17 protein-coding genes and 1 rRNA gene are annotated in these 17,110 nt (G+C 60.2%); 10 read left to right on the top strand and 8 right to left on the bottom strand.

All coding sequences use genetic code 11. The features are described from left to right. The first annotated feature begins 325 nt into the window (after positions 1 to 325). The 4 genes from Har1129_RS18240 (at position 326) to Har1129_RS18225 (ending at position 5,488) form a co-directional block, all read left to right on the top strand. A complete protein-coding gene (locus Har1129_RS18240; RefSeq protein ID WP_370455452.1) occupies positions 326 to 1,570 on the top strand; it encodes an ABC transporter substrate-binding protein in 1,245 nt (414 codons plus the stop codon). Continuing rightward, the gene (locus Har1129_RS18235; protein ID WP_151102256.1) at positions 1,567 to 2,757 is read left to right on the top strand and encodes an ABC transporter substrate-binding protein; all 1,191 of its coding nucleotides are present in this window, start codon (positions 1,567 to 1,569) and stop codon (positions 2,755 to 2,757) included. The genes Har1129_RS18240 and Har1129_RS18235 overlap by 4 nt, the downstream gene beginning before the upstream one ends. After that, positions 2,754 to 3,962 (top strand): ABC transporter substrate-binding protein, encoded by a 1,209-nt coding sequence (locus Har1129_RS18230; protein ID WP_151102255.1) that lies wholly within the window; start codon positions 2,754 to 2,756, stop codon positions 3,960 to 3,962. Before Har1129_RS18235 ends, Har1129_RS18230 begins: the two co-directional genes overlap by 4 nt. Positions 3,963 to 4,108: 146 nt before the next feature. Continuing rightward, on the top strand, positions 4,109 to 5,488 hold the full coding sequence (locus Har1129_RS18225; RefSeq protein WP_151102254.1) for a sugar porter family MFS transporter: 1,380 nt from the start codon (positions 4,109 to 4,111) through the stop codon (positions 5,486 to 5,488). Between the two features lie 41 nt (positions 5,489 to 5,529). On the opposite strand, the gene Har1129_RS18220 is transcribed toward Har1129_RS18225, so the two are convergent. Both Har1129_RS18220 and Har1129_RS18215 read right to left on the bottom strand, forming a co-directional pair. Further along, positions 5,530 to 6,405: a fructosamine kinase family protein gene (locus tag Har1129_RS18220; RefSeq protein WP_151102253.1), complete on the bottom strand. Its 876-nt coding sequence runs from the start codon at positions 6,403 to 6,405 to the stop codon at positions 5,530 to 5,532. Between the two features lie 97 nt (positions 6,406 to 6,502). Next, positions 6,503 to 6,856 carry a transcriptional regulator gene (locus Har1129_RS18215; protein ID WP_151102252.1) on the bottom strand — a complete coding sequence of 118 codons (354 nt, stop codon included), beginning with the start codon at positions 6,854 to 6,856 and terminating at the stop codon, positions 6,503 to 6,505. A gap of 143 nt (positions 6,857 to 6,999) precedes the next feature. Between Har1129_RS18215 and Har1129_RS18210 the strand changes: the two genes are divergently transcribed. Next, positions 7,000 to 7,503 (top strand): GbsR/MarR family transcriptional regulator, encoded by a 504-nt coding sequence (locus Har1129_RS18210; RefSeq protein ID WP_151102251.1) that lies wholly within the window; start codon positions 7,000 to 7,002, stop codon positions 7,501 to 7,503. A gap of 8 nt (positions 7,504 to 7,511) precedes the next feature. Here the strand turns inward: Har1129_RS18210 and Har1129_RS18205 are convergent, their stop codons facing one another. The 5 genes from Har1129_RS18205 to Har1129_RS18185 all read right to left on the bottom strand — a co-directional run bounded on the left by Har1129_RS18205 (position 7,512) and on the right by Har1129_RS18185 (position 11,679). Further along, positions 7,512 to 8,063 (bottom strand): hypothetical protein, encoded by a 552-nt coding sequence (locus Har1129_RS18205; protein ID WP_151102250.1) that lies wholly within the window; start codon positions 8,061 to 8,063, stop codon positions 7,512 to 7,514. Between the two features lie 167 nt (positions 8,064 to 8,230). Beyond that, positions 8,231 to 9,040, bottom strand: a complete 810-nt coding sequence (locus Har1129_RS18200) for a hypothetical protein (protein ID WP_151102249.1) — start codon at positions 9,038 to 9,040, stop codon at positions 8,231 to 8,233. A gap of 61 nt (positions 9,041 to 9,101) precedes the next feature. Continuing rightward, positions 9,102 to 9,335, bottom strand: a complete 234-nt coding sequence (locus Har1129_RS18195; protein WP_151102248.1) for a DUF2249 domain-containing protein — start codon at positions 9,333 to 9,335, stop codon at positions 9,102 to 9,104. Between the two features lie 168 nt (positions 9,336 to 9,503). Continuing rightward, positions 9,504 to 10,937, bottom strand: coding sequence for a hypothetical protein (locus Har1129_RS18190; RefSeq protein WP_151102247.1), 1,434 nt, complete (start codon positions 10,935 to 10,937; stop codon positions 9,504 to 9,506). After that, positions 10,930 to 11,679, bottom strand: coding sequence for an ABC transporter ATP-binding protein (locus Har1129_RS18185; RefSeq protein ID WP_151102246.1), 750 nt, complete (start codon positions 11,677 to 11,679; stop codon positions 10,930 to 10,932). The genes Har1129_RS18190 and Har1129_RS18185 overlap by 8 nt, the downstream gene beginning before the upstream one ends. 165 nt (positions 11,680 to 11,844) lie before the next feature. Between Har1129_RS18185 and Har1129_RS18180 the strand changes: the two genes are divergently transcribed. The 5 genes from Har1129_RS18180 (at position 11,845) to Har1129_RS18155 (ending at position 15,820) form a co-directional block, all read left to right on the top strand. Then, the gene (locus Har1129_RS18180) at positions 11,845 to 12,714 is read left to right on the top strand and encodes a winged helix-turn-helix domain-containing protein (RefSeq protein WP_151102245.1); all 870 of its coding nucleotides are present in this window, start codon (positions 11,845 to 11,847) and stop codon (positions 12,712 to 12,714) included. A 145-nt stretch (positions 12,715 to 12,859) separates the two neighbouring features. Beyond that, positions 12,860 to 14,179 (top strand): hypothetical protein, encoded by a 1,320-nt coding sequence (locus Har1129_RS18175; RefSeq protein ID WP_151102244.1) that lies wholly within the window; start codon positions 12,860 to 12,862, stop codon positions 14,177 to 14,179. A 15-nt stretch (positions 14,180 to 14,194) separates the two neighbouring features. Further along, the gene (locus Har1129_RS18170; protein WP_225307854.1) at positions 14,195 to 14,359 is read left to right on the top strand and encodes a hypothetical protein; all 165 of its coding nucleotides are present in this window, start codon (positions 14,195 to 14,197) and stop codon (positions 14,357 to 14,359) included. A gap of 213 nt (positions 14,360 to 14,572) precedes the next feature. Further along, positions 14,573 to 14,695, top strand: a 5S ribosomal RNA gene (rrf, locus tag Har1129_RS18165). 297 nt (positions 14,696 to 14,992) lie between these two features. After that, the gene (locus Har1129_RS18155) at positions 14,993 to 15,820 is read left to right on the top strand and encodes a hypothetical protein (RefSeq protein WP_151102243.1); all 828 of its coding nucleotides are present in this window, start codon (positions 14,993 to 14,995) and stop codon (positions 15,818 to 15,820) included. 72 nt (positions 15,821 to 15,892) lie between these two features. On the opposite strand, the gene Har1129_RS18150 is transcribed toward Har1129_RS18155, so the two are convergent. Next, positions 15,893 to 16,903: a hypothetical protein gene (locus Har1129_RS18150; RefSeq protein WP_151102242.1), complete on the bottom strand. Its 1,011-nt coding sequence runs from the start codon at positions 16,901 to 16,903 to the stop codon at positions 15,893 to 15,895. Positions 16,904 to 17,110 lie beyond the last annotated feature (207 nt).

Here is a 17,110-nt window from a genome sequence, read left to right as displayed (position 1 = left end):
CGCTGTTGGAGTTGTCAGCGGTACCGGAGCGGTTTCGACCGCTCCCGAGACAGTTGTGAATCGCTGGTACAAATCTGGCTCTGATAGGACAGCACAGAGATATCACTTCCCATGAACAGGTCTGGAATGAAAACTCAGCACTCGAACAGCAAACGGGTGACTGAGCTAATACTGTCGGCTGTACCTATTGTAAGATATTTGCTACCCCGAGATGGTATCGTTCTTGACAGACGTATAGCCGACACTGTATGGATGTTTCAAGATCCTGTTTTCAGGTGCGCCTAAAGTCGAAGCAGTTATATAATTTTAGGCTGGCCTAACAATTATGTCGAGAGATGACACGAGCCGAGAGGCCCCAACGAGACGGGACTACATGAAGTACGGCGGCGCGGTGGTGGGCGGAAGCTTATTCGCGGGCTGTGTCGGGCAGTCCGAATTACCCCCGACTGAAACAAGCACAGGAGACGAGTCACCCACAAGGGCTGAACCGACGGCGGCTGACAGCGGCTACTCGGTTACACTGTCGCCGATGGGACCCGTCGAGTTCGAATCGGTTCCACAGGACGTGTTCACAATACTGGGCCACCACGTCGACATGCTGGTCGCGCTTGGGCGAGGTGACGCGATCAACGCGATGCACGCGCCCGAATACCACCAGTCGTTGTATCGGAAGTTCCTCCAGCGACTCGAGGGAGTCGCAGTCGACTGGGACGGTCTGTACTCTTCGTGGCCGCCGTCAAAAGAGAAACTGTACGAACTCGATAGCGATGTCCATATAGCGGACCCAGCGAAGGTTGCCACAGCTGAGGGATGGGACGACAACAGCCTCGAAGAAATAGCGTCGCACGTGGGTCCGTGGTTCGGGAACACGCTCAGCGGCACTCACCAGAAACCACCGTCGGGCTGGGCCGATACGTACGAATACTACACGCTCTGGGACCTCTTCGGAAAGGTCGCGCGGGTGTTTCGGGAGGCCGACCGGTACGAGGCACTCAGAGCCGTCCGCGAGTCGATGCTGCAGACGATCAGGGCGGGCCTGCCGTCGAAAAGTGAGCGGCCGAGCGCGGCTCTGGTCCTGTTTTCCACCTCCGACGAGACAATCTGGGGCTATAAGATGAACTACCCGGGCTACTACGCTGCCCACACCCGTCCGCTGGGTGCGACCGATGCGTTAGCCGATGCCGTCGGTGACGGGTACGGCGACGACGGGCGGAACATCACACTCGACTCCGAATTGCTTCTCGAAGCTGATCCGGACGTATTGCTCGTTCTGGGCCCAATGACGGGATCTCACAATCTCGACGATATTCGGTCACAATTGGAGCACAACGAGGTGACAAGAGACATCACTGCTGTCCAAGAAGGGCAGATATACGCGCAAGGTGCTCGTCGACAGGGTCCGATCCTGAACCTGTTCCAGACTGAGATGACCGCGAAGCAATTGTATCCCGAGCAGTTCGGTACGTGGCCGGGCTACGTCGACGGCGACCCATGCCCCGAAATCCCCGCCGAGGAACAGCTCTTTGACCGCCAGCGGGTCGCTGACATAATCACGGGTGAGACACAGTGACTGATACCGAAGGAACGCCGCTCGAACGGCCGACGCGCAGGGAGTACATTAAAGCTGGAGGGGTTATTGTGGGCAGCAGTTTACTCGCTGGGTGTTCAGGCGATACTGCTACAGAAACCACTGCTACCGAGAATAGAGAGCCGACTGAGACAGCCACAGCGACCGAAACGGAGTCATATACCGTCTCCATGGAGCCAGTGGGCGAAGTTACGTTCCAGACGGTTCCCGAGCGATGGCTTCCCTACGGTGGCGCCTACGCCGACATGGGTGTGGCCCTCGGGCAGGCCGATAGCCTCACAGGTATCGGCGGGGCGGACCGCTACTACACGTACGTCTACGACGAGCTCCCCGGTGTTTCCGTCGATCAGGAGACGATCAACGCGAATCCAGAGGTCCGAACGAAAGAGGAGTTCTACGAACTCGACAGCGACGTACACCTCTATGATCCACAGATGCTCGTCAACTGGTTCGACTGGTCCCAGTCAGACGTCGACGAAATCACCGAGAACGTCGCTCCGTTCGTCGGAAACATGATCTTCCGTCGCTCCGATGAATGGCACGACTACCGGTATTACACACTCTATCAGGCCTTTGAGAAGGTCGCGGAGGTCTTTCAGGAACGGGAGCGGTACGAGGCGTTCAAGCAGCTACACGACGAGTATATCGCCGACCTGCAGAATCAACTCCCGCCGGCTGCGGAGCGTCCGAACGTCCTCCTTACGTTTGAGGGCACTGACGAACCGGAGTCGTTCTCGCCCTATCGACTGAACGACAAGGGCACGAGCAAGAAACAATGGCGTGACCTCGGCGTTACTGATGCGCTTGCCGGAACCGATATTGACAATCTCAGTACGACCAATCGGGGCGAATACGACTACGAAACCCTTCTGTCGGTCGATCCAGACGTTATCCTCGTCCGCGGCCACGAACGAAAATCAGCGACCGAGTTCCGGGAGACCGTCCTGCAGTTCATGCAGGACCACAGCGTCGGCAGTCAATTGACCGCCGTACAGAACGGACGCGTGTATCGCGGCGGCTACCTCCGCCAAGGTCCGATCCACAACTTCTTCTTGACCGAACGGGCGGCCCAACAGCTCTATCCCGATATCTTCGGCGACGTGACTTCCGACGCCGAACTCTTCGACCGGCAGCAAATCGCCGATATCGTCACGGGTGAGTTCGAATGACGGACTCGGATACCGCACCGTTCGAGCGACTGACACGGAGAGACGTTGTGAAAGGTAGTGGGGCACTCGTCGGTGGCGGAGTGTTCGCCGGATGCTTGGGCGACAGCGGTCAGGAGTCTTCAGTGACTGCGGCCAGCGACACTGCTACGGATGCCGAAACGAGCGCTACTGCGACCGCCCCAGCGACTTCCGACGAATCGTACTCCGTGACGATGGAACCGGTCGGGACCGTCGAGTTCGACTCTGTTCCCGAGACAATCGCCCCGTTCACCGCGGACTACATCGATATGCTGGTCGCGCTCGGTCACGGCGACGCAGTGCAGTCGATCTGGTACCGTGGGCGGTACAAGACGCTCCATTACGAGGACCTTGAGGGAGTCTCTATCGACCTCGACGCGCTCACACAGCTCTGGAACGACGGCGTCTCCAAGGAGCCGTTCTACGAGATGGACGCGGACCTGCACCTCATTGACCCGTATGCGTTGACAGACTGGCTCAAAGCATGGGACCAGTCTGACCTCACAGAGATTCGGGAGAACGTCGCACCGTTTCTCGGGAATCTCATTTTCCGACAGACTGACGACTGGCACGACTACCGGTACTACAGCCTGTACGGGGCTTTCGAGAAGGTGGCTGAAATGGTTCAGGAACGGGCACGCTTCGAGGCAATCCGCTCAATCCACGACGAACTTGTTGCAACGGTTCAGGCTCGGCTCCCGGCTCCGGAAGAGCGACCGAACGCCGCGCTCATGTTCGCCGGCGAGGAACCAGAGGAGTTCACGCCGTATCGAATAAGTGGAAACGGGACCAACAAGGAACACTTCCACACACTCGGAATTTCCGACGCCTTTGCCGATACCGGAGTCGAGGGGTATTCGGGCTCGGAGTCGCTCGATTACGAGATGTTACTGGAGGTGGATCCGGATTCACTCCTTTTGCGATACCATCGCGAAGGGAAGACCCGCGAAGAGTTCGAGAACTCAGTACTCGCGTACATGAAAGACCACGAAGTGGGCAGTCAGTTGCGGGCCGTCCAGAATGACAGAGTGTTTCGTGGCGGCCCGATCTACACCGGCCCGCTGCACAATCTATTCATGATCGAACGATACGCGAAGCGCTACTTCCCTGAAAAGTTTACAGAGACGAATCTGTTCGATCGGGAGCACCTCGCGAAAATCATCACAGAAGGTGCAGTTGCGGAATAGGAATGCTCACTCATCGCAGACCCGTGCGCTGACGGCTGTAGCTGAATATCAGTACCGCACTGAAAGCAGGTCACTCCCGAGGCTCCGCCGTCGTGCGAAGAGACTTGGAAAGACTTTTACACAGATTCGAGTTCAATTTTATACGGATGTCCACAGCCACCATACGTAACGTCCTCCGCGGTGACGGCGACCGATTCGTCTACGTCGTCTCCGCGTTAGCCGCGCTGAACGGACTGTTGTTCGGGTTCGACACCGGGATCATCTCGGGCGCGTTCCTGTTCATTCAGGACTCGTTCGTCATGTCGCCGCTCGTCGAGGGGATCATCGTCAGTGGCGCGATGGCCGGGGCCGCGGCCGGTGCGGCCGTGGGTGGCCAGTTAGCCGACCGCCTCGGTCGCCGTCGCCTCATCCTCATTGCGGCCATCGTGTTCTTCATCGGGTCGTTCACGATGGCCGTCGCGCCGAACGTCCCCGTCCTCGTCGCCGGTCGGCTTATCGACGGCGTCGCCATCGGCTTCGCCTCGATCGTTGGGCCGCTGTACATCTCCGAAATCGCGCCGCCCAGCATTCGCGGCGGACTCACCTCGCTCAATCAGCTCATGGTGACTACCGGAATCCTGCTCTCGTATTTCGTCAATTACGCGTTCGCCGATGCGGGCGCATGGCGGTGGATGCTCGGTGCCGGGATGGTCCCAGCTGTCATCCTCGCCATTGGCATCCTGAAGATGCCCGAAAGCCCGCGCTGGCTCTTCGAACACGGGCGGAAAGACGAGGCCAGAGCGGTCCTCAAACGGACGCGTTCCGGCGGTGTCGATGAGGAGCTCAGCGAAATCGAGGAGACTGTCGAGACGCAGTCCGAAACCGGCGTTCGTGATCTGCTGGCATCGTGGCTCCGCCCGGCGCTCGTCGTCGGTCTAGGGCTCGCCGTCTTCCAGCAGATCACTGGTATCAACGCGGTCATCTACTACGCCCCGACAATTCTCGAATCCACTGGCTTAGGAAACGTCGCCTCGATCCTTGCGACAGTTGGTATCGGGACAATCAACGTGGTGATGACCGTCGTGGCGATTATGCTCGTCGACCGCGTTGGTCGTCGCCGACTCCTGCTTGTCGGGGTCGGTGGGATGGTTGCGACGCTCGCCGTCCTCGGTACCGTGTTCTACCTCCCCGGTCTTGGTGGGGGCCTCGGCGTCATCGCCACAATCAGTCTGATGCTATTCGTGTCCTTCTTCGCAATCGGTCTCGGGCCGGTCTTCTGGCTCCTGATCTCAGAGATATACCCGCTTTCCGTTCGCGGGTCCGCGATGGGCGTCGTCACCGTCGCTAACTGGGGTGCGAATCTCCTCGTGTCGCTGACGTTCCCCATCCTGACTGACGGCGTCGGAACCTCTGCGACGTTCTGGCTGTTCGGCCTCTGCAGTCTCGTGGGACTGGTGTTTGTCTACCGCTACGTCCCCGAAACAAAGGGTCGGACGCTGGAGGCAATCGAAGACGACCTCCGGCAGAACATCTCGTTGGCTGACTGAACCGGTTCTTCGAACGGCAGGCGAATCCACCGCCTTCGGTTCTAGACTCCGAGACGGTCTAATGCACTGTCGAGTCTCGGAAGTCCGTCGTCGCCGAAAAACCGGACGTTCTCTAGCGCGTGGAAAGCAACGTACACGTCGCGTCGTTCTTCGAAGTATCCCGCAGAAATGTCACGGTGCCGGCAGTATTCATCGAAGAAGGCGTCACCGATTGACTCCAGCCGGCTGACGTACGCTAAGTCCACTTCAGCGTGGCCGAAATATATCGCTGGGTCGAGAACGGCTCGAACGGTTCCGTCAGCCACGACAGCGTTTCCGGGATGGATGTCGCCGTGTAGCAGCGACGGCGTGGCCGGTTCGACGAGTCGGGTGTCGAGCGTGTCCGCCAGTCGCTGCACCCGGTCGAACTCAGTGGCTGGCAGGACTCCATCGTTCCGTGCAGCCGTTGCGAACGGGAGTAGCCGTCGCTCGCGGAAGAAGTCGATCCATGAATCGGTCCACGGGTTCGACTGGCTGAACGGGCCCGAAAGAGTATCGAACGGAAAACCGAACGCGTCAGCCGAGATATCGTGGAGAGACGCGACGTGGCGCGCGAGGTCGCGTTCAGCCCGCTCGTCGAACCGGTCGTCGCCACCGATGAACGACATCACGAGCAGTTCCGGTTCGACGTGGAGGACTTTCGGCACGGGCAGCGGCGTGTTACGGTCGAGGTACTGAAGCATTGCCGCCTCGATTCCGAGTGGCGAGTCATCGACCTTCGCCGCTACGTCAGAACGGTCGCGAAACGACACGCGGTAGACCGACCCGACTTCCCCGCCGTCGAGTTCCAGTGCATCGCGAGCATCGGCGCTTAGTACGCTCGAAACCCGCTGTAGCACTGTCGCCGTCTCCTGTTCCGCGCTCGCTCCCTCGTCCATATTCGACGTACGAGAGGGGTTCCAATAGGTCTGTTCGTCGCTGCCAGAACCCGACTGCAAACACGGATTACAGGCAGTGCTCGAAGCAGTTGGTTCCCTACACGGAGCGGTCAGCGCTGTCACCTAACTGCACCACGAGTCGTTCTGTGGCGAGGGCGTACACCGTCATCTCCGTCCCCTTTTCAGAGTACCACGTTTCGGCAGGTTCGATAAGGTCAGCTTCACAGAGGCGGTCAAGGTGATAGGAGACGCTCTGGAGCGAGCGGTCGACTGCGTCCGCGATGTCCGAGGCGGTCTTCGGTTCGTCTCTGACCGTCCCCAGTATCTCTTGTGCGGCCTCGGACGAGAGGATCTGAAGCACGTCAGTTGGTTCGGTACCGTTGACTACGACGTTCGTCTGCTCTCGGGGTGCATAGTCAACCGGCGGCTGGTGGGGGAAGACACTTGCCATGGATTGTAGGGGGTATCGACGACTGTTTCTGTTTGTTCGGCTCAATCCGAACAAATCAATCAAACAATTTAATACTTACGGATTAATAGCCAGAGGTATGACGCAGCAGGGCACGCGGCAAACAGGGCAGCCAGTTCGGATGTATGAGTGATGACGACAGCGCGGTCGCACGCGAACGCGTCATCGAGTCGATGGAACAATCGGCTGAGGTGTACGGTCTCAGTCGAAGTGCCGGGCGCATCTACGGCGTGCTGTACTTCGCAGCAGACCCGCTCTCCATCCCAGAGCTCGTCGAAGAAACGGGGTACGCAAAATCAACCGTGAGTAACGTCACGCGGACGCTGTCGCGTGTCGGGCTCATCCACCGTCGGTCATCTACAGGAGGTGGCAGGCGAGTCCGGTTCAAGGCCGAACGCGAGGTCTGGTTCATCCTGCAGGACGTGTTCCAGCAATACATCCAGCGGGAAGTCCAGACGACGCTCAGGACCATCCGCCGGGCGGAAGAGCAGGTGCGAGCAGATACTCGCGAGCAAGAGCGCGTTCGAGACCTCCGCGAGACGTACGAAGACCTCGAGGAGATCGTACAGCTTGCGTCGGAGTACTCGGCCGCCGAACTCCGCGAGGCGCTTGAGACCTACGAACGGTAGTTCCCGCACTACCAGTAGACCGTATATGTACACGCGTCGTCCCCGTTCCGGCGACACGCCTCGCCCGTCTCCTCGATGAACACGAACGCGTCGACCGGCGCGTACTGCTGGGCAACCCCACGGATGAGGCCACGGTCGAACGGACACGGATACGGGTTCTCACACGTCACCTCGCCGGTCTGGTTCCCCAAAGGTTCGAAGCGGTAGTACCCGATGTCTCCGCCACGGTGATTTCGCTGGTAGGCCTCATCTATCGACTGGAGACCCTCCGGAACAGTATCAAAATCGTTCGGCCAGTCCGCGACGCGGGGAATCTGTTCGCCGAGTCGGTCGAGGACATGCGGTTGCAGGTCATCGGCAATCGTCTCGAACGCGTTCAGCCAAGCTTGTTGTGGGTACCACTCGTCGGCCGCCGGGTCGGTGATCCCCTCCGCAGCGAGCGCCGTTAGCGCCCGTTCCCGGTACTCGTCTGAGAACTTCCCCATCGCCGCCTCGACTATCGTGAGTACCGTTTGCCCGTTGATTTCGACAGCCGGGTCAAACGCGTCGTAGGATGCCATTCTGTCCGAACGTTCACGGGGACGGAAATAAAACCGACCATACACTCGCCACACATGGCACTTACAGCCTGTGGTGGATGTGCCGAAACGAAGTTCGCGGGGGCTGCCGGCTCCACACGGACCCTACACGACCGCCCTCCGGTGCGACGCGTTCCGTGACTGGCTGGCTACGCTCCAGTACGGACGTCGGTGACCCACGCCGGCCGGTTCACTGTCGTCTCGCCCGACTCGAACTCGAAGGAGAGGTCGTACGTTTTCGGCCCATCACCTGTCAGTCTGACCAAGGCGAATTCTGCATACGTCCCTGCAGGCCTCGTCTGGTCCCACGTAACTGTCGCGGAGCGAACGGCAGTCGTCTCACCGACTGTTCGCACGGTCCCTGTAGCCCCGGTGACGTGGTACGCCTCCCGTCCCTCGTACCAGCCGTTTTTCGGCGTGTAGACGGTCGCTGCCTGAGAGGAGGTGGCTTCCTGTTCGTATCCGACGAGATACAAGTTCATGACGACTACCGACGCCGTTCCGGAAACATCGCCAGCCAGATCGTCTGAATCCTGCTTGCTGATGAACGTGACGGCCCCATCAGTCCGGTTCGTCCGAAGAAGTTCCAAATCGGAATCGCTCTGAATCTGGTCCCGTCGCCGGTCGGTACTGCTGTCGTCCTCGACAACGAGACGCCTGTAGACCGGGTCGCCCGGCGACGCCTGATACCGTTCAGTTCGGACATCACCTTCGTCAACGGACAGGTAACGCCCGCCGCCAGCGGTCACAGCGCCTTCGAACTCGAGCGCGGTCTCATTATCTGCGACAATCACTCCCGTCGCCCGGTATTCATCGGCGTCCGGCACCGTGAACCGTTCATCGACGGGCTTCTTCGAATGCGGGTCGACAGTTGTGAACGGGAACACGGCTGCGAAGACAAGCGCGAGGCAGCACAGCGCCAACACACCGTTGAGTAGCCTCGCGGTACGGCGGTCCATATCGGTGTGCTGATACCGACCAGCAAAAGCTATTCGGAAAGCTCGATACGAGCACTGGTGGCTACTTCTTCGGCAGTGTCGCGATGAACTCGTTCGGACCGATGCGGTCGACAGTGTACCCCTCGGCATCGAACGATTGTCGCTCCGCGGCCATCTGGTGGTAGAGTGGCGTCGGTTCGTGGTCGTTGACTATCGTCAGTGCCTCTCCGCGGTCCAGTTTTTCGAACGCGTCGAAGATCTTCGGATGTCGCTTCGGCGGTGGGATCTCTCGAAGATCGAGTTGCTGTTCTGCCATGCACCTATCGATTAATAGCTGCCGTAGAGAGGCTTTGGGCGAATATATTCAGAGCCGGAGTTCAACAACCCGGTGTGGTGCCACGGAGCCCGCATTCGGTTGCGTCGACGGCGTTACCGGTAGGGTAATCGTGTTCGGTTCGTCGTTACGGACGGCTGAGGTGACCGCTCACGCTCGTTGGTACCGCCTCGACCACTTCGGTAAGGACCGGCGGTAGAGGCCGACGCCGACAGCGCCGAGGACGCCACCAAACCCACCGAGGGCGGCAAGCAGGGACCCAGTCAGCGGTGAGATAGCGAATCCGACGATGAGGACCGGGACCAGCGGGAGGACCATTGCCGCGCCGAAAACAGCGAACAGGGCCGTATCGAAGAGGAACTCGTTCGGAGAGAGGCCGGTGAGATAGACGGTAGTCCCGAAGATGTAGCAGGCGACGCCGACGAGCAGGACGGCCCCGACGACCGCCTCAGCGACTGGCCCGCCACGCCAGACCAGCGCGAGTCCGTAGAAGGCGAGGCCCACCAGTGGACCAAGCAGGAGAAATGCCCGGAATTTCCCCGCGAAAACAGCGTTCACAGAGATCGGGTGGGCAAAATACAGGGACACGTCGTCGGATTGCGTGAGCCAGTTATAGGTCGTAAACCCCGAGAGACCGAGAATCGCACCGAATGAGATACCAGTGGACGGCTTCACACCCGTAATCTGCCCGGCAAAGTCGACGAGGGCAGCGGTAACACCGAACAGCACTGCCGCCGAGAAGAGGACTTTCCCGAACCCGCCAGCGCTTCGGTGGATATCGAGGAGGCTCTTCGTTGCAACCGGGTCTCCGATCTGCTGCCACCACCGGCGAAAGGTTGGTTCGACCGTCCGAGCGGGCCGGGGGGCGGTCCCATCGAAGGTGCTAGCGCCCAGCACAAAGACACCGACGAGACTGGCAGCCGTCGTTCCGGCTCGCAAGGGGGTCTGTACAAGGAATAGACCGTAAGGAGTGTACGACACGACATCGATGCCGCCGGCCACCGCGGTACCGACTGCGACGAGTGGGACCGCGAGTAGCGCCAGTCCGGGTACGCCACGGCCGGCGAGACCGAGGGCCGCAATCGTCGTTCCCATCCCGAGGACGAACATCATCGTCAGAGTCGCCCATAGAAGAGAGACAGTCTCAGCTACGAGGATGGGTCCGGTGGCTCCTCGGACTGCCAGCACCGTTCCGAGAGAAAGTGGCAGCAGAAACAGCACCGCGTAGTAGACGCTGTCCTTGATGACGAAAAGCCCCAGTAGCTTGTTCTGCGATAGCGGGAGCGTGCGGGCAGAGAACACCAGCAGCGTCACATCACCGAGGAGATTCCGGAGGGCATCCCGTCCCACAAAGCCGATAGACCCCGTGTGGAGACCGAAGACGAACACCAGTGCGTGGAGGCCAGCGAACACGGTCTTCGGTTCGGTCCCGGTAACAGCGAGAAGCTTGGCTGCCCCTCCAGCGAGGAGACAGATGAACACCGGAAACAGGGAGAAGTGGCTGCCCCGGAAGAGCCGGCTGTGGAGTCGCCACTCCTCGCGGAGCATCTCGACAAACACCCTGCGCGCCCGGCCATCACTCATGTGTCAGCGGTCTGTTTCCCTGAGTCACTGTTGGGTCGACGTTATCCAGAAACACGTCGAGGAGCGTCACATCAGCGTCGAGTTCTGCCGGCCGGACATCGGCGACGAGGTCGCCTTCGTACATGATTCCGACCCGCGAACAGAGTTCGGCCGCGACATCTACGTCGTGTGTCGTGACGACGATTGTGTTGCCGGCGTCCTGATACGAACGAAGGAAGCGCTTGACCCGCTCCTGAACGATCGGGTCGAGGTTCGCCAGCGGTTCGTCGATGAACACGACGTCCGGCTCGTGGAAGAACGCTCCGGCGATCATCACTTTCTGCTGTTGACCCCGTGAAAGGTCCGAGGACAGCGTGTCGAGCTTCGCGGTAAAGCCGAGGCGGTCGGCCCACGACTCGGTCTGCTCGGTCACCGATTGGTCGGGCATATCCCGGATCGCACCGACGAAATCGAAGTACTCACGCGGCGTCATGAAACTCGGCGGGGACTCCTTCTCGGGGAGAATCCCAGCCCGTTCACGGACCGCTGTCGGCTCCGTCGCCGGGTCGACACCGAGTACCGTTGCCTGCCCGCTATCCGGACTGAGCTGTCCGGTGAGTATCTCCATCGTGGTGGTCTTGCCGGCCCCGTTCGGACCGAGCAATCCGAAGAACTCACCATCGTCGATACTCAGCGAGAGGTTCGCTATCGCGGTCACGTCGCCGTATGACTTCCTGAGCGACTCGATCTCGATTGCTGTCACAGCGTTCTGCCGACCATCGTGGTTCTGTCGGTATAAGTTGTTATACTGAAGCAGAACACCTCAGGGGGACAGAGACCGGTTTCGACGAACTATCTCTCAAAACTCGGGCGAAAACCCGAGAGAGAAACTGTTTTGGGCCGGCCTAAACTATCGCTAGATACCCAAATGACGACCGCAAATCTGGAGAACGGAACGGCGGCTCGGTCCACCGGGGGCCTCTCGAGCGATGCCATCGAAGCGGTGGCGTTCCTCGCTCGCTCGGAACACCGCCTTCGCGTCCTCGAACTCTTGTCTGAAGGGGCCTGTAGCCGTGACGAGCTGAGCGACCGGACGGGGGTGACGCGCGTGACGCTCAGTCGGATTCTCGGCGACCTGAAAGACCGTGACTGGATCACGCGGCAAAACGGGGAGAGGGTGTACACGCTAACCGGGCTGGGAAAGCTTGTCTACGACGATTTCACGCAGTTACTCGGGACCGTTTCTATCGGACAGGAGTATCCCGATGTCGTCCAGCGACTGCCGACAGACTGGTTCGACTTCGACCTTCGGTGTCTCGCTGAGGGGCGACTCGTGGCCGACCAGAGCGCCGACCCGCTCGCCGCGGCTCGCATCGTCGCTAACGCCATTCAGGACGCGTCGTCGTTCCGTTCGCTCCTCGGAACGTTCATCGCGCTCCCGATGTACACGTACGAAGAGGCAGTCCGGGCAGGCAACGAAGCGGATGGAACCGTCGTGTTCGACATCGACCTGACCGAGACGATGCTTTCAGACGCTGACCTCCGTGGCCGCTGGCAGACAATCGAGGCGGCGACGTCATCGGTGACATACTACAGTCTCGACGAACCTGTTCCCTGCAGTATCGATCTCATCGACGGTGAAACCGTGTTTCTGACCATCGACCGCGAACGCGACACCGGATTCGAGATTATCCGCTGCACGCACCCCGAGGTTGTCGAGTGGGCGTCAGAGGTAATTGACGATGCCCAAACGGCGGCCGCTCCGCTTAGTCACCACGTTGACACCGCCGATAATTGAATACAGCCGGCGTAGCGGACGCTATGTATTGCGCGGCATAATTGTCAGGGATATATTGCCAGAAGTGTCTCCCGCCGCCAGTGTTGGTATAACCGTTGTTTGAGTAATCGATAGCTCTTAAGACATGACAAGGGAGATATATTACATGGTCCCGCATCGACTCCACCACCTCGCCCTCCTCTGTCTAGTCTGTGTGATGCTCCTTGGCACTGTCATGCCCGCTGGGGCAGCGCCGCCGCCGCGGCCGCTGTGTGATGCGTGCGGCGACTCGTTCGAATCGACAGTCGACTCCCGCGGTGTGTCGGTCACTGTCACTCAAAGCAACGCAACTGTCGCCGTCCACAACAACGGAAGCGCAACGTGGGTTGTCCATAACCGCCTTTCTGACACGGCTGGGGCCGCACGCCTTGAGGCGAACGAGAGTCTTCGGACCGCTATCGCCGACAGAGCGATGTGGGACACGGAACTCCTGAGTGCGAACGTGTCAGACGGCGTCATAACGCTACGCTACCGCGAGGCCGACTTCGCCCAGCAGTCCGTCGGTGGGACGGTCCGTACTGGGGAGTTTACTGAAGCCTACGGCTATCGAAACCTCGATGGCCTCGGTGCTGATCAGTTGGTCGTCGTTGCTCCCGACGGGATGAGAGTCGGGAGGACCATCGACGGCGCGACTATCTCAGACGACAGACAACGGATGACGCTGACTGAACTCACCGACGGACGAGTCGTGACGTTTGTCCCCCGTGATACGGCGTTTGGGCCGCTTTTGAGCCTCCTCGCGGTCGGATTACTTCTCGGCCCCGTGATGGCGGTGAAGGCGCTCGCATACATCACGCTCCCCACAGCGGTGTTTACCCTCTTGATCGGCGCTGCCGCCGGGGGCGTCGGCTGGCTGAATTGGAATCTCAAACGAGTACGGGACTCCGCTGGCATCGTATTCGCCGGCTTCGGCGCGTTAGCGACTGCCCTGTCGCTTCTCGGAGCGACGGGCGTTTTGCGATTGGGTGGCATAGCAGCGCCCCTGTTCGGTGGTGGCTCTGCACTGTTCGTGTGTGGGATCGAACTTTCGCAACGGCGTGTCCGTGAGCGCGCAAGCTATCGGACAGTCGCTGGTGGTGCAGTCGTCGGAGCAGGTCTCGCCCTCGGAGCGACAATAGCGGCGGCTCCGATGGTCGTCAGTGACGGAGTCACGCTCCCCGTGTCAACTCTATTGGTTCTTGGACCCGGGTTTGTGCTTCTCCCGGCCGGGTACGCAGTCGGCCACGGGAACCGTTGGCTAGCGATGAAAACGGCCGCTATCGGGTTCGTGCTATCGATGCTTCCGGTACTCCCGGTACTGCCTGCGCCGTTCGGACTGGGCGTGCTCTTCATCCCCGTCACCGCGGCCATCGCCGCCGCCGTTGCTATCGCTGGCCTGCCGATTTTCCTCGCCGGTGTCTCCCTCGGGACGCCATCGTCTGGCTAGTGACCAATTGTGCCTGTGTGGCCAGTCCACGGAGCGCTGGGCGTCCCAGAAGACGACTTCGATGCCAAGGCGATGGGCGCTGTCGGCGAACGCACCGATCCCGAGACGCTGCCTGCGGAACTCAAAGCGCGCGAAAAGCCGAGCGGTCGGAAGCCGCTTGCCAAAATAGTCTGCATTTGATGGTTTAATTGACATCTTCTTCGGCCCGACTCGCGGGGCTTTCTCCTCAATTCTCCGTACCAAGCAGTAGACAGAGATCAGAACGCGATTGCGACCCGAATGTAGTGGCATCGTGCGCTGGTTAGAGCTGTTCCACTGAGCGACGGGACGATATTCAGACAGGTCTCGTCTCCAAGTAGCTACTCTTATAAGTGTGGCTGCCAGAGGAAGTGTATAGGCGGCCACAGCGGTGGGGTTGCCTCCCGTACCCATCCCGAACACGGAAGATAAGCCCACCAGCGTTCCGGGGAGTACTGGAGTGCGCGAGCCTCTGGGAAACGCGGTTCGCCGCCACCATTCATACCTGACTTGAGTTCCAGTGAGCCACGCGACTTTGCTGTAGTTCGGCGTAGAACCGTTGTAACTGCCACCAGACAGCCTTGCCGTTGCGTATCGAAGTGTCCGCATCCACGTCGTTGGTGTGTCATCGTCGATGGTGCGAACCAACAAACGGCCAGTCGTTCGCGGGGTAATGCGAGCAGGCACAGTAGTCGTATCGTTCACAGATTGCGGAACATCTGTGGTCCTACGTAACGCACAAGTTCTGTTTTGGGTCTTGGGCACTTACTTACTGATGCTGTGATTTGACGTGGTATGGACCGCCGCTACGTCATTGGACTCGTCGCGCTCGTCGCAGTCGGTATCGGACTGGTCGCTTTCACAGCGGTCTGGTCTCCGCAAACAACCGCTCCTATATCTGAACAGACATATCCTACAGGGGCAGGACCGGACCATATCAACTTCACGGCGCTGGAAACAGACGATACGAACGTTTCACACACTCCACGGTCGTACTGGGATTCCTACGCTCTCGTGTACACCGCACCGCCCGAACGCCGACTCGTGGAGGGCGATTACTACATCAATTCCGCCACGGGCGAGATACTCGCCAAACGGTGGCACAACGCCTCTGTCTATCGGAACGGGACGACGTATGCGTCTGTCCAGCCGGCCGACAGTCTCCCGAGCGAGCACCAGCGAGAGCAACTGGAAGCGGACGACAGCTACGTCTACGACAGCGCCACCGACGCGTATTACCGGTACGACCCATACTACGGACAGATCGCGCCCACGAACATCGGTCGACACCCAGACCTCCTCGACGGGTACACGTGGACGGCCACCAACACGACGACCCACCACGGTGTCCCCGTCATCACGTATCGCGCCACCGGCAAACGGGCGACCGCCGCCGCCGACGCCCCACCGCTTCGCAACGGCACGCTCAAACTCGGGGCTGAGGATGGCATCGTCTATGCGTTCGACATCACGTTTGACAGAGGCGAGCGCGTAGACCGGTACACCTACGAGGTCCGTCCCGCGCCCTTCCCGGACCACAGTTGGGTCGACACTGCCCGAGAGATCGCTTCCGAGAACGCGACCGAGACCACCGCCCGGCGACAACCGTCCCAGTCGCCGTAGCTTCACGCCCTGTCTTTCCCAGCACAACAGCGACTAGCGTTCTCTCGCGGAGTTCCAGCGACTGGCCACCAATCAAGGCGTCACAATCAGGCTAAACCGATACACTGTGCCCTGATATTTGGCCACGACACCCCGGAAGTCGACTCGAGTATCGTAGCTGTCTATGGACTGAAGGTCATCCGCGATACCGAACGCGTCTAGGACTTCGGCGAGTTCGTCAGAGGGCGGTGCGCCCTCTTCGTAGCGACGAGGGTCCTCGCTGATAGCGTCATCTATCACGCCACGAGCGGACTCCGAGAGGTCGCGCGAACTGAGGTCCAGTTCCAGAATCGCCGCTCGTGCGTGCTCCTCGAACTCCTCCCGACTGGTCGTGATCTCGTCGATAGTGTATGTCCACTCCGGCACAGTCACCGTCCGTTGCTCCGTGACAGGCCGAAAGTACTCGTCTCCGGACTCGACGTACGAGAACGGTGGTGATGGGACGAGTTCGCTGGCTCCGGCGTCGAGGTGCCGGTGATACTCGACGGTCTGTAGCTGCTCGAACTGAGGGTCGCCGAGGAACCCATCGTTGCCCGCATACACCGCGTCGAGCGCTGCCTCGAGGACGCGACTGTCCTGTGCCGAGCGGTCGAACGGTGGCCTCTCGACCGTCGCGCCCTCCGGCGGTGTCTCGTCAGTCCGCGTGACCGCAAAGTGCCAGCGTTTCCGTTCGAGTTGCCGTTCTGCGCCGATCTGGACCTGATAAAAGACGCCGTCCTGCCGGAGGAACGACGGGCGCGGCCGCGTGTCCCGGCCCCACTGGTCCCGTCCGACGAGCGGCCACTGTTGGACAGTAACACTGCCGGCGTCGTACAGTTCGGAGAGATACCGCTGCTTCGTCTCGGGAGTGAAGTCGACCCGGGTGGTCGCCGCAATAGCGGTCGGGTCTGGCCAGAGATACGGCCGGCCTACTGTCGAGAGGTCCAGTTCGCTGGCGATGAGCGCGTAGTCGTCGAGACTGCCGGGGTTTAGACAGCCGGCGCTTGCGGTGAGGACCCCGGATGCGCCGATGAGTCGGAGGGCATGGCGGCGGGAGCAACGCATTTCTGTCCCGAAGTAATCAATAATCCGATAAATTGCTTGTGGTGTCGTGCCCTGTCCACCATGTGAGCGACAGCGCGAGCTGTTCGTGCCTCCGTCACCCAAGTACGTCGCTGGCTCTGTGCATTTTCTGTTGAGTGGGGAGACAGATGTCGCGATATTCACCGTCGCGACAATCGGCTGTCTCGATACGCTCGCTCGGCCCCCAAT

Source organism: Haloarcula sp. CBA1129 (assembly GCF_008729015.1).
Classification (GTDB): domain Archaea; phylum Halobacteriota; class Halobacteria; order Halobacteriales; family Haloarculaceae; genus Haloarcula.
The sequence above is the reverse complement of the archived record's forward strand: the minus strand, read 5'-3'. Positions and strand labels throughout refer to the sequence as shown.